Consider the following 12,533-nt stretch of genomic DNA (forward strand, 5'->3'; position numbering starts at 1 on the left):
TCAGGACAATATATGTGTATGACGTTGTCCTATTTGAATATGACACCTTTTTTGTTTTGAGAGTATGTTTAGCCATAAAAAAACCTTTCTCCTCATTTATATGCAGAGGAGAAAGGTTCATTCTTGTTTATGACGTCTTTTTTTCTAAAAAAGCCGGCTCACCTTTTTTGTTGATCGTATATGGAACAGAAAACGCTGGTACAAACGGGGTTTCCTGCCAATAGACATCTTGAATATTTTCACCTGGTTTCAGCTTTTGTTTCGTATTTTTCAAAATCTGGGCAAAATCACTGCGATAGTCAACATAGATTTCGCCATTTGAGGAAATCAGTAATGGAAGTGATTCCCCCGTGACAGGGCTCGTCACTGTAGGCGGTGCTTTTAACCCTAGTTTTTTTTCATTTAACGTATATAAATCTTTGGATACTACTTTGCCATATGGCGGATATGTATGTTCATCTTGATATATTTTGATCCTCAGACGTAATTCACTGATCGTTTGTGTCATTTTGACATCAAGCAGTTTCACCGTTGGATTTTGTTCGACGTCTGTGAGGACATAGATATATTCGCCCCCGCCTTCAAAAGATGTCGACGGTACATCGTGTAAATATCTTGGTGACAGACGCTTAAAGTCAATGACATACTTCTGATAAATAGGTGTGTCGCCTTCTTTTGTTTCAATCGGTAAAAGGCCATTTGTCGCTTTTTGAAAGTCTTCAATCGCTGTCTGCACACTTTGCAGCTGCTCTTTATATGGCACGCGGTTTTCAGCTTTGCGATTCTCTGGATAGAGGCACCCCGTAAGTAAAATAAGTGTTAACAGCATGACACTGATTTTTGCTTTGATCATCACATTCTTCCTTTTTCTTTATTCATTGACCGGCCCGCTAAATACAACTAAAAACACAATGACACCTGATATGAGCATTAAGCTGTACGCGACAGTTGAGGCTGTTATTTTCAGAAACCGGCTCTTCAGCTTAAATCTACTCAGATAAATGGTTACAACGGCTAAAAACATGAGCCCCATTGAACCAAGCGCAAACCACATCTTGATTAAAGCAAAACTCATCGTGCCTGTCCCCCTTTAATACAAACGAATTGTAAGCGTTTATATTTCATTCTAAACCAAAATTAAGTCAAATATCAATCATTTTTCCAATCATTCAGAAAAAAGTGCATAAAAAAACTGAAGCAAAGAGGGGGACTCTGCTTCAGTCATTAGGTCGACTATTTTTCCTCATTCTGTAGAGGCAAAGCTCTATTCAAACTTCATTGTTATGTTATGCAAGTCTGCCCCTTCTTGCATCCTCTACACGCCTAAGTTCAGTCTTCCAATTACTTTGTTTGGTTTTCGAACATGTTCACAAGGTCTTCCATCTCATGTGTTTTCACACGTGCCATTAAGGATTCTACAGCATCGTCTACCTTTTTCCCTTCAAATAGGACGCCGTAAAGAGCCTCTGTAATCGGCATGCTGACCTTGTATTCTTTGGAGAGCTGATAAGCGCCTTTTGTTGTGCGGACGCCTTCGACAACCATCCCCATTTTTTCAAGCACTTCTTCGAGCTTATATCCTTTACCGAGTAAATTCCCGCAGCGCCAGTTACGTGAATGAACACTTGTACATGTGACAATCAAATCTCCAACACCTGTTAACCCGGCAAACGTAAGAGGGTTTCCTCCCATTTTTGTGCCGAGGCGGGCGATTTCAGCAAGACCCCTTGTGATGAGCGCTGCTTTCGCATTATCGCCATATCCGAGTCCGTCTGTGATTCCTGCCGCAAGAGCGATGATGTTTTTCAGCGCCCCGCCAATTTCCACTCCAATCACATCAGGGTTTGTGTACACTCTGAAGTTGTTGTTCATAAACAAATCTTGAACAAATTGAGCCGCTTCAATATGTTCTGATGAAACTGTAACAGTTGTCGGATGACGCAAGCCAACTTCTTCAGCGTGACTTGGTCCTGACAGGACAACAACTGCTTCTCTTTTTGCTTCTGGGACTTCTTGTTCAATCATTTGAGAAATTCTAAGAAGCGTATCTGGTTCAATTCCTTTACTGACATGAACAAATGGCACCTTTGACGTAATGAACTCATTTGCCTGTTTCAATACTTCTCGAATGGCCTTTGTTGGCACAGCGACAATAATCGCATCTGTCCCTTCTAGTGCCTGTTTCATATCTGTTGTCGCTTGAATAGATGCTGGCAATGCAACATTAGGCAAGTAATCATGATTTTCATGTTTCTCATTGATTTGATCAATTAATTCTTGTCTATGTCCCCACATGTGTACATCATGATGATTATCAGCTAATACAAGCGCAAGAGCTGTTCCCCAGCTCCCTGCTCCAAGTACTGAAATTTTCTTCATCCTGCTCACCCTTTTTATTTTCTCGCTCTCGCAAATATTTTAATTGGTGTTCCTTCAAAACCAAATGCATCTCGAATTCGGTTTTCTAGGAAACGCTCATAAGAAAAGTGCATAAGTTCTGGATCATTTACAAACACAACAAAGGACGGCGGTTTGATCGCCACTTGTGTTGCATAGTAAATTTTCAGACGCTGTCCGTTATGGGTCGGCGTTGGGTTCATCGCTACAGCATCCATGATAATATCGTTTAGAATGTTCGTTTGAACGCGCATCGCATGATTTTCACTAGCGGTAATAATTGTTGGCATTAACGTGTGAATTCTCTTTTTCGTAAGAGCAGACATGAATAAGACAGGTGCATAATCAAGGAATTGAAAATGCTCACGAATGTTTTGCTCAAATTCCTTCATTGTACGCTCGTCTTTTTCAACAGCATCCCACTTGTTCACAATGATCACAACGGCTTTACCCGCTTCGTGTGCGTAGCCGGCAATACGTTTATCCTGTTCAATAATGCCTTCTTCACCATCAAGAACTACAGCGACAACATCCGATCGATCAATGGCTTTTAACGCTCGAAGTACACTGTATTTCTCTGTTGTTTCATATACTTTCCCTTTTTTTCTCATACCTGCTGTGTCGACAATGACAAAGTCACGTTGGTTGTACGTAAACATTGTATCTACAGCATCTCTTGTCGTACCAGCGATGTTGCTGACAATGACACGTTCTTCACCGAGCATCGCATTCACCAAAGAGGATTTCCCTACATTTGGGCGGCCGATTAAGCAGAACTGTACCACTTCTTCATCATACTGTGTATCTGGTAAGTTTTTGAAATGCTCTGCGACAGCATCAAGCAGATCACCTAGACCGAGTCCGTGCGTTCCAGAAATCGGATACGGTTCGCCAAATCCAAGTGCATAAAAGTCATACACGTCGCTTCTCATTTCAGGGTTGTCCAATTTATTGACAGCAAGTACGACAGGTTTTTTCGTGCGATATAAAATTTTTGCGACTTCTTCATCCGCAGATGTGACGCCATCTCTTCCATTGACCATAAAGATAATAACATCCGCTTCATCCATTGCGATTTCAGCCTGATGGCGAATTTGCGCCAAAAACGGCTCATCTCCAATATCAATTCCACCAGTATCTATTAAATTAAAGTCATAATTTAACCATTCAGCAGAGCTATAGATTCGATCTCTTGTTACACCAGGTGTGTCTTCTACAATCGATATTCTTTCGCCTGCGATTCGATTAAAAATTGTAGATTTTCCAACGTTGGGCCTTCCAACAATGGCTACGACAGGTTTACCCATAGTACCCTTCCTTTCAATCCAGCCGCGATTCAATATGTTCATCATCATGTTTCAACCGGGATTTATAATTTTCATTCAGTTTTATGAAATAAACCCTTCAAACATGAAGGGTTCAACTTATATATTATATCAATTTTTAATCAGACCACAATGAATAACTTAAAAATGTTTGACGATCAAGTAAAGATCTTCTCCAATGCCGTGTGCAATTCCATCTAAAATGGCCTCTAAATTCATGGCATACATGTCAAGCTCTTCTTTATTTTCACAGAAAAAAACGGCTGTTCCGCCAATGACCCGCTCTTTATTTGTTGTCGCCACAGCCAATATAAATTGTTCAATGGTGTTCGCCATGCCCTATTACCTCACTTTCTTTTTAATGAAATCTGTCGGCATTCTAATGGCATTTTCTAAAATAGGCACCTCTTCTAATACACGGACAGCTAAATCTTCACGCTGCCATTGCGGTAAAATGAATACGCCAAGTGTGCCATTATTCAGATCACGTTTTGCGAGCGGACAAAGCGATGGTTCACCAGAATCTCGGTATACACCAAGCACGTTGGATAAATCAAATAAGATAGCCTGCCGCTGCCCAAGGTTTGCGATGGTTGTGGCCGAGTTAAAATTCTTCGGAGTCAAGATGAACCCCATTCCATGCTCTAAAATCAATTTTTGCTTTTCAGGCAGCCCGATATTCATAATGTAAATATCATTTACGTAAAGTCCTGCGCCGTCAAAGCGAAGTTCCCCTTTTTGAATATTCACGATATCCTTTAATTGGCTCCCTGACATTAATAGTTTTGCCATGAAAAAACAAAGAATACCGACCACTGTCCCAACGACGAGCGAGAAGAAAATACAGGCGGTCGTTGTAATAAGGGCAGTAAGAATGGCAATATAATTTCGACTTTCAAAGGCGATCGCAATGCCTTCGATATATGTACTGCCTCGTGAGACAAGCTCATACGAATCCATTTGGGTCAATGTATTTCTTTCCATATTACGCACATCACGAAATTGCGTGGCTGCAAGCGTCAAGAAGGTAATTGCAGTGAATTCTTCCTGTATCAGCGCAGGCATAATAATAGCACCAAGGCCTGATGCAATAAAACCTAGCGCAATGTGAATCACTTGTCCATGAATATATGTGGGATATTGCCGATAATCAGTTCTTAGCATATAAAGCCTAGCCGCCATCCCAAAGATGACACCAATAATCACAGGAAACGTGTAATCCGTCATGTTGATTTTGCAGCCCCTTTTACTGGTTTTCTAGATGAACGGGTGTTCAAGAGTTTTTCAAGCTGACCTACACCTAATAGAAAGACAGCTCCTTGAACAGCCATGGAAAGAAACGAGAGATCTCCTATGACAATGGAAGATGTGAGGCGATGAATCGTAAGCGCATAAAGGGCTTCCCCCAGACATATAGCCATCATCCATAAAGTGATCCGTTCCGTTAACTGATGCCCATATGTTAAACACATCAAGATCAGCAAGGCAAATACAACCCAGTCCACCTTTATTATCGTGAACCAAACTGGATCATATAATGCAAAAATCATAAAAAAGGCATACGCACTGACCATTGAACCTAATTGCATGATTCGCATGATTCGATGAGCAGGCCGAAAGATCACGAATGACATGCAAGCATATAAAAAGGTCATCAAAAATCCTGCATTGATCCTCATGTCTAAAATAGAAACCATGACATGACTGCATATAATATGAATGAGAACACATACGCCCAGCACATTGCGCCATGTGCTTTTCTCCATGATAAATGTCACCATAATCCAAACGAACCATATTGACCAATAATAGTACAATGCCTCCAACCCTCATCACCTCAATTACATTATGGGAAAATCTCCAGTTTTTAAACGTATGAGAAGGTGCGGGATTTGCATGAAATAAACAAGAGGTGACACCCTAATAGTTGAGGAGGGATGTATGATGGGTAAGGATAGACAGGAAAAACGCCTAAAGGCATCAAGAAGAGTTGAATCTGACCGTGATCAATCCATTCATCACAAAGGGGCAACAACTTTAGAAGGCCCGGAAGACGCTCGCAAAAGAAATCAATAAAAAAAGACATGTGATCATCACATGTCTCAGCGTGCAAACAAACCCTCGCATTCAATGTCAGTCCTGCGCATTGGTGCTCATGAATGTCAAATTCGCTCCGCAAAAAGCAGCTGTCTTTCATAGACAAAGGGCTAAATTTCATTTAGTCCTTTGTCTTCTTATTTCTTAAACTATAGTACGTAGTATCCACGCCTCTTTCTTTCAGCCAATGACTTGTTTTCCCTGTAAGCACAATTGGAGCTTGCCGTAGCTCCTCAATTGTCTTCATGCCAAGTACTGTCATCAACATCTTCACATCATCTTGTAGATCAATGATATCAGAAATGAGGCCCTTTTCTCCACCACTCGTCAGGGATTTTAAGAAAAAGCCGGCTAATCCAGCGGCAGACGCACCAAGAGCAATTGATTTTGTCACATCAAGTGCATCTTGAATGCCTCCAGAAGCTAGGACGGTTTGATCTGGAAAGGCTGTATGTACTTCAGCCAGACTCGCTGCAGTTGGAATTCCCCACTGGTCAAAATAGCGAAGTGCTTTTTGACGGCGCAGGTTCTCGATTTTAGAAAAATTCGTTCCCCCAAATCCGCCTACATCAACAGCAGCAACTCCAGCATCAAATAATTTCTTTGCTGTTTCCTTATTCATCCCAAATCCAACTTCTTTGACGACAACAGGTACCTCAATTGATTCAGTGATGGCTGCGATCCGCTCAACAGCACCTCTGAAATCACGATCTCCTTCAGGCATGACGATCTCTTGAATCACGTTTAAGTGAATTTGGAGCATGTTTGCCTCCAGCATGTCAACGGCATCCCGTGCTTGCTGAATTGTCGCCTCACTGCCCAAATTGGCAAAAACGAGTCCATCTGGATTCACCTTTCGAACCACTTCATACGTACGACGTTCGTCTGCATCTTTCAATGCAGCCATTTGTGATCCGACTGCTACTGGAATATTGGTTTCCTTCGCTGCGATAGATAAAGAGCGATTAATCTCATAGGTCGATTCTCCGCCTCCACCAGTCATTGCATTGATAAAAATTGGCGAACCGAAAGTCAGTCCGCCAATTGTCGTATGTGTATCAATTTGTGATGTCGCAAGATCTGGTAAACTGGCGTGAACGAAGGAAACATCTTGTAAACCTGTTGCTGCATGCTGGCCAGTCGACAAAGCATGCTCAATATGCTGTTTCTTTCTTTCTGCTCGCGTCAATTTTGATCACCAAATTATTTTAGTTTATTGAGTTTATCACCAATCAGGTCACCAAGCTGGAATCCGCTTGTATTTTCTTCTTTCGCCTGATATTGACGGTAATCCTCTTCGATTTGTTTTTCAGGATTCTCTTCTAATTCACGAATGCTAAGTGAAATGCGCTCTTCATCTTCATTGACATCAAGCACTTTCACTTTCACAGTCTGCCCTTCTTCAAGGACTTCTTGAGGAGTACCGATATGTTTGTGTGAAATTTGGGAAATATGCACAAGTCCTTCTACACCTGGCAGAATTTCAACAAATGCTCCAAAGCTCACAAGACGTTGAACGGTTCCTTCGAGAACATCACCTTGTTTTACCTTTTCACCAATTTGGCTCCAAGGTCCTGGTAATGTTTCTTTAATAGATAGTGAGATACGTTCGTTATCGCGGTCAACAGCAAGAACTTTGACTTTCACTTCCTGTCCTTCTTCAACAACGTCAGATGGCTTTTCGACATGCGCATGGGATAGTTGAGAAATGTGAACTAATCCATCAATGCCGCCAATGTCAACAAATGCACCAAAGTCAGTCAGGCGCTGCACTTTTCCATCAATCACACTGCCTACTGCAAGCTTTTGCAGGAAGTCTTGCTTCTTGTCTAATTGTTCTTGCTCAACGACTGCACGATGCGATAGAATCACGCGGTTTTTTTCGCGGTCAAGCTCTACCACAACAAGCGAGAGTGTTTTTCCTTTGTAGTCAGTGAAGTCTTCTACATAGTGTGCCTCAACAAGAGACGCAGGAATAAATCCGCGAACACCAATGTCGACCACTAGACCACCTTTGACAACGTCTTTTACTTCTGCTTCAAATACTTCTTTTGTTTCAAACTTTTTCTCTAGGTCTTCCCAAGCGCGGTCTGCATCAACAGCACGTTTCGATAAAATCAAAGCATCGTCTTCGACCTTTGTTACTTTAAGCTCTAACTCGTCGCCATCTTTCACGACATCTGATGCTTTTTCAACGTGAAGACTTGATAATTCACTGATTGGGATGATCCCAGGTTGTTTCACATTGACGATATCTACATTGACATGCTTGTCCTCAACTTTAGAAACAATCCCTTTCACTACATCTCCAACCTCTGGTACCTGAACATCGATTTGATTCATTTCCTCTGTCATTTCGATAACCTCCTTGGTCCAAACCTACACAGCTTAGTTAAAACGACTGGGTGAATATGTGTCCTTAGCATGATGATTGCCAGCCGAATATGTATTATAGAAACATTCAAATCAACAGAATTGCTTGAATGATCAATAAAAATAGTATTAGTATAAACTTCTAATAAAAGACCTTGTTTGTCAAGAGATAAACCTCTAACTTATAAAAGTTTTCTAAAATTTCTTACTGTTTTTCTACACGCTCTGCTGCATCTAAAATTTTACCTGCAACCTCTTGAATAGAAAGAGAAGTCGTGTCAATTTCAATGGCGTCATCTGCTTTCTTCAGCGGTGATACCTCCCGCTCAGAATCAAGCTTGTCACGTCTTGCAATCTCTTCGATCAGCTGATCGTAATTGACATCGTAGCCTTTTTTCTGATTTTCTTCAAAACGGCGTTTTGCTCTTTCCTCTACTGACGCAAGTAAGAAAATTTTCACTTCTGCATCTGGAAGAACATGCGTGCCAATGTCTCTTCCATCCATGACGACACCGCCTCGGTTCCCCAGCTCTTGCTGCCTGCGGACCATTTCTTCCCTAACAGCTCGATGCTTTGCAACAACAGAGACTTGATTGCTCACACGGTCTGTTCTGATGTCTTCTGTGACATCAATCGTGTCTAGATGTACTTTTTGACCTTCGTCAGTTGACACAAGTTCAATGACTGTGTTTTTCAATAACGCATCAAGTGCCTGTTCGTCTTCAAGGTCTACGCCTTGATTGAGTGCTGCAAGTGTAATTGCGCGGTACATCGCACCTGTATCGATATAAATATATGATTTTTTCGCTGCGACAATTTTTGCCACAGTGCTTTTTCCTGCTGCAGCAGGACCGTCAATTGCGATAGATAATTTCTTTTTCATAATACCTCTCCTTGATTGAATCTCCCTTATGAATTGTAACACGATCACCGCTCAAACGGGGGAATTTTCTATCAATCCTTTTGCTTAAATGTCTCAATCCAATCTTCAATGCTCATGTTATTCACACCCTCGTATTGTACGACTTTTGACAAAAATAGTTCTCCTTTCGTCAAGTGAAGGGTGACCTGAACCGCCAAAAGCAGAATGAGCTGAATGAGCACTGCTTTGAATAGCCATCTTTCCATTGTTTTCATACAAAAAGCCTCCAACGCTAGATTCTTTCTCTCTAGTATGGAAGCTTTTGACAACCTTTATTCTTATACTTTTTTCACACGTGTTAGAAGCTGCTGCTGGAAGCAGTACTTCATGATGTGTTGCTGGTGGTCGTTTGTGATTTCAGTAAATTCCATGATCGCTCTTGTTTTCCCCGTCTGTTCATCTTGATAAACACGATTCATTTCTGCAATCGCTTTAATTTTCACTGGTTCTTTAAGTGAAAGTTCAAACTCTGTGACGACCTCGCCATATTCTTTTAGTGAGATACCTTCTGGAACAGCAATTGCTACACCGCCAGCACTCATATTGACAATAAATGTGTCGAAGGTTTCTTCACCATTTTGCGTAATGGACGCTTTCACCATCGTATCCACTCGAAGATATTCTCTTCGCTGAAGCCGGATCATTTCTTCTTTTGGCGGAATCGAAACGACAATCATCGGAATATCTTCTTTTCTTTTCCCAATGACTTTGCTTGTACATTTGTATGGAATTTGATTTTCATCGAAAAAGAAGACGGTGATTTCTGTTTCTTGATTTAAATAGATCGTGCGCCCCGTTTCTTTATCAGCTGGATAATTAATGCAAATATCATCGTTATTATTTTCCAAAACTTTCGATTTTGCAGTTTTCACTTCTTTGTTCTCATTGACATACTCAATTGTGATTGCATCCCCTATTTGTAACATTCCTCATCACTCTTTTCATCTGTGAAATCGTATCCTCTCTTATATTAAACCATGTATAAAACAAAAGGAAAAGGCTTATTCGCCTTTTCCTCGCTTCCTTTTCTATAGGTCTTTATATATAGGTTCTGCATTTTTTAGTTTATCTACTCTTTCTTCTTTTCCAGTATCTGCATTAATGAACATTCGGTACGTGTCGTTTTTAATGGTTCCTAAAAACTCATAGCAGAGAACTTCCTCTGACATATCATTTTGAACAAGAGCTACATGTGTATCCTCGATCTTCACATGTTTATTTAAGGTCTTTTCAGCTTCTTTTCGAGAAATTTTTGGTGCTTTCATGTCACGTTTTCTGTGATTCATTAAATAGTCTTTCGCTGAGAATCCCACAACCTCTCCATCATCTAAAGCGACTTTCATTCGAATACTATCTGGATAAAGCAATACGTTATTCTGTAAAGGGACATAGGTAAATACGCCGATATTATCAAATTGTGCACTCTCATCTAAATGAAATGATTCAGTATCGAATCCATGCTTCTTTAAGAAACTTAGTGCTTTTTCTGAGGCATCATTTAAACTGATTTTTTGTTTGTTCACTTCACGGTTCTGAAGAAGATAAACAGGATGGCCTCCTTTTTCAGTCAAGTCTAAATAAAAGTTTGCCCGGTTGTCAGGGTCAGACATTGACAGGCTGTAGACATCACGGTTCGTTTTACTCCCACTTTTTCTCACCTTAAAATCTTGGTTATGGTCAGGCGCAAATTGCTGGGCGATGCGGATCGCTTCTTTTTTTGAAATCTTTTGGCCTTTTAAGTGGTTGTAGCCTTGCGTTTCTGATTCAGTTGACACATTTGTAGGGCCGAGATCAACATCTGCAAACGCATCAGCATTTCTCTCAACGGTTTTCAATCCGTCAATGATGGTGTTGTCGTTTTTTCGATCTCCATCAGCCAGTGCCATTTCAACATCCATCCATTTTAAATTTTTGTTGAGTACGAGATGCTGCACTTGTCTAAGCTCGTTTTGAATATCTGCCGCTTGATCATATAAAGTGGTAATGGTTTTGTGTGTATCCTTGTTTAATGGTTCATCTGATAAAGATTTAAGTGACGATTTGTAGCTAAAGTCACCGACATTCGCTAGAAACTCTTCTGTTTTGTTAAAAGGCATCAATGTGAGCGGAAGCTGGCTGACATTGTTATGCGCTTCTGATGACATTCTCCATACATCTGCAAGTGCTGGAGATATAGATGTTTGGCTGTTCATCGCAAGTGTAGCGCCAAGTTTATCGTGCAGCTGATCGACTTGATACGTTAGATCATGGAAGGCTCTTTGATAGTTGTTCTCTGCATGAAGCAGCACTGCATCTTTTTCTTGATGCTCCTTATAGCCCCAGTATCCTGTTGAGATGACAGCAATTCCTAAAATAGCAATCAATATTCCTCTGATCATTTATTTACACCTCTTTTTATTCACAGAAAATATGTTTCCCGATTCGTTTAATTTGTGGCCTTCCCCAAATCCATGGGCTTGTTGCTGTATCAGGATTAAAGTAATAAACGGCGCTTTCAGATGGGTCCCAGCCATTAATGGCATCAAATACTGCCTTTTTAGCGGTTTCATTTGGCGCCATATAAAATTGTCCATCTGCTACAGCGGTAAACGCAAGCGGTTCAAAAATGACACCAGCAATCGTGTTTGGAAAGGTCGGGTTGTTTAAACGGTTTAAGATGACGGCTGCGATCGCTACCTGTCCTTCATAAGGTTCACCTCTCGCTTCACTATAAACAGCTTGTGAAAGGAGCTGAATGTCATTGCTTGAAAAACCACCTGGCATGTTGGCTGCTGTTTGTTTCGGCGTTTGATTTGCTTGACCATTTCCTGACTGCTTTCCAGACGAGCTGTTTCCTCCGCTTTGACTTTTTTGATTCTCTTTTGCACCTTGTGCTGTCTTTTTTTGCGTGTTTCTTTGCGCAGGAGCCTTTGTTTGCTGATCAAGAGGTTTCCCGCCGTAGTGCGTAAACTGATTCCCTTTTTGCAACTGCTGTTGCACAAACTCTTTATAGTATTTCGTCTTTTGAACTAATAGGCTTTTTGTTTTTTCCCCTACGAGTCCATCGACTTTCTTTACACCAAACTGGCTTTGAAAATTGCGCACGGCCCAGTAAGTTCCCCAGCCATACACACCGTCTATTTTTCCATTGTAAAAACCATTGTATTGGAGCCTTGCCTGGAGCTCGACGACATCTTCTCCTGTAGCTCCCCGCTGAATCACTTGATTCGTGAAAGCTTCACTTTTTTCAGCTGTCATCAATGAAGACGCGAGCAGAACAATTGAGAAGATAAGGACGATTTGTTTCATGAAACGAGCTTTGTCCATATTTGATCCTCCTGTACTTTTGATGTTTGAATATATGTTTCTTCCGATCCCTATTTTTATACATTCATCACAGGAGGGAATTGGATGGAAAAGACAAAAAACGCCCTAAAGAC

15 protein-coding genes are annotated in these 12,533 nt (G+C 41.0%); 1 reads left to right on the forward strand and 14 read right to left on the reverse strand.

Translation table 11 applies throughout. From position 1 onward, the window contains the following. Window positions 1–127: 127 nt before the first annotated feature. From LCD34_RS01050 to LCD34_RS01080, 7 genes are all read right to left on the reverse strand, one after another. Entirely contained in the window at window positions 128–853 is a 726-nt protein-coding gene (locus tag LCD34_RS01050) for a hypothetical protein (RefSeq protein WP_007500961.1), read from the reverse strand. A gap of 18 nt (window positions 854–871) precedes the next feature. Next, window positions 872–1,075 carry a DUF2768 domain-containing protein gene (locus tag LCD34_RS01055; RefSeq protein WP_017367508.1) on the reverse strand — a complete coding sequence of 68 codons (204 nt, stop codon included), beginning with the start codon at window positions 1,073–1,075 and terminating at the stop codon, window positions 872–874. A 266-nt stretch (window positions 1,076–1,341) separates the two neighbouring features. Next, the gene (locus tag LCD34_RS01060) at window positions 1,342–2,379 is read right to left on the reverse strand and encodes an NAD(P)H-dependent glycerol-3-phosphate dehydrogenase (RefSeq protein ID WP_008344529.1); all 1,038 of its coding nucleotides are present in this window, start codon (window positions 2,377–2,379) and stop codon (window positions 1,342–1,344) included. A gap of 14 nt (window positions 2,380–2,393) precedes the next feature. Continuing rightward, window positions 2,394–3,704: a ribosome biogenesis GTPase Der gene (gene der / locus LCD34_RS01065; protein WP_008344528.1), complete on the reverse strand. Its 1,311-nt coding sequence runs from the start codon at window positions 3,702–3,704 to the stop codon at window positions 2,394–2,396. A gap of 159 nt (window positions 3,705–3,863) precedes the next feature. Next, window positions 3,864–4,058: a capping complex subunit for YIEGIA gene (locus tag LCD34_RS01070; RefSeq protein WP_008344527.1), complete on the reverse strand. Its 195-nt coding sequence runs from the start codon at window positions 4,056–4,058 to the stop codon at window positions 3,864–3,866. 6 nt (window positions 4,059–4,064) lie between these two features. Then, complete coding sequence (locus LCD34_RS01075; protein ID WP_007500964.1) at window positions 4,065–4,949, reverse strand: YIEGIA family protein; 885 nt, start codon at window positions 4,947–4,949, stop codon at window positions 4,065–4,067. Further along, window positions 4,946–5,488 carry a hypothetical protein gene (locus tag LCD34_RS01080; RefSeq protein ID WP_136944838.1) on the reverse strand — a complete coding sequence of 181 codons (543 nt, stop codon included), beginning with the start codon at window positions 5,486–5,488 and terminating at the stop codon, window positions 4,946–4,948. Before LCD34_RS01080 ends, LCD34_RS01075 begins: the two co-directional genes overlap by 4 nt. 178 nt (window positions 5,489–5,666) lie before the next feature. Here LCD34_RS01080 and LCD34_RS01085 point away from each other — a divergent pair, with 178 nt between their 5' ends. After that, window positions 5,667–5,798, forward strand: a complete 132-nt coding sequence (locus LCD34_RS01085) for a YpzI family protein (protein WP_008344525.1) — start codon at window positions 5,667–5,669, stop codon at window positions 5,796–5,798. A 142-nt stretch (window positions 5,799–5,940) separates the two neighbouring features. Here LCD34_RS01085 and fni read toward each other — a convergent pair whose 3' ends face one another. The 7 genes from fni to sleB all read right to left on the reverse strand — a co-directional run bounded on the left by fni (window position 5,941) and on the right by sleB (window position 12,420). Next, window positions 5,941–7,008, reverse strand: a complete 1,068-nt coding sequence (gene fni / locus LCD34_RS01090) for a type 2 isopentenyl-diphosphate Delta-isomerase (protein WP_025207552.1) — start codon at window positions 7,006–7,008, stop codon at window positions 5,941–5,943. A gap of 14 nt (window positions 7,009–7,022) precedes the next feature. Further along, window positions 7,023–8,174, reverse strand: coding sequence for a 30S ribosomal protein S1 (rpsA, locus tag LCD34_RS01095; protein WP_008344519.1), 1,152 nt, complete (start codon window positions 8,172–8,174; stop codon window positions 7,023–7,025). A 223-nt stretch (window positions 8,175–8,397) separates the two neighbouring features. Further along, window positions 8,398–9,075: a (d)CMP kinase gene (gene cmk, locus LCD34_RS01100; protein ID WP_017359766.1), complete on the reverse strand. Its 678-nt coding sequence runs from the start codon at window positions 9,073–9,075 to the stop codon at window positions 8,398–8,400. 71 nt (window positions 9,076–9,146) lie between these two features. Beyond that, window positions 9,147–9,329 carry a YpfB family protein gene (locus tag LCD34_RS01105; RefSeq protein ID WP_008344514.1) on the reverse strand — a complete coding sequence of 61 codons (183 nt, stop codon included), beginning with the start codon at window positions 9,327–9,329 and terminating at the stop codon, window positions 9,147–9,149. A 63-nt stretch (window positions 9,330–9,392) separates the two neighbouring features. Then, complete coding sequence (locus tag LCD34_RS01110; RefSeq protein ID WP_035391642.1) at window positions 9,393–10,040, reverse strand: flagellar brake protein; 648 nt, start codon at window positions 10,038–10,040, stop codon at window positions 9,393–9,395. Between the two features lie 102 nt (window positions 10,041–10,142). Further along, window positions 10,143–11,492 (reverse strand): germination protein YpeB, encoded by a 1,350-nt coding sequence (ypeB, locus tag LCD34_RS01115; RefSeq protein ID WP_035391640.1) that lies wholly within the window; start codon window positions 11,490–11,492, stop codon window positions 10,143–10,145. Between the two features lie 16 nt (window positions 11,493–11,508). Continuing rightward, window positions 11,509–12,420 (reverse strand): spore cortex-lytic enzyme, encoded by a 912-nt coding sequence (sleB, locus tag LCD34_RS01120; protein ID WP_008344509.1) that lies wholly within the window; start codon window positions 12,418–12,420, stop codon window positions 11,509–11,511. Between the last annotated feature and the right edge of the window lie 113 nt (window positions 12,421–12,533).

The sequence above is a fragment of the Bacillus sp. RAR_M1_44 genome (genome assembly GCF_020165935.1).
In the GTDB taxonomy this organism is placed as follows: Bacteria; Bacillota; Bacilli; order Bacillales; family Bacillaceae; genus Bacillus; species Bacillus altitudinis.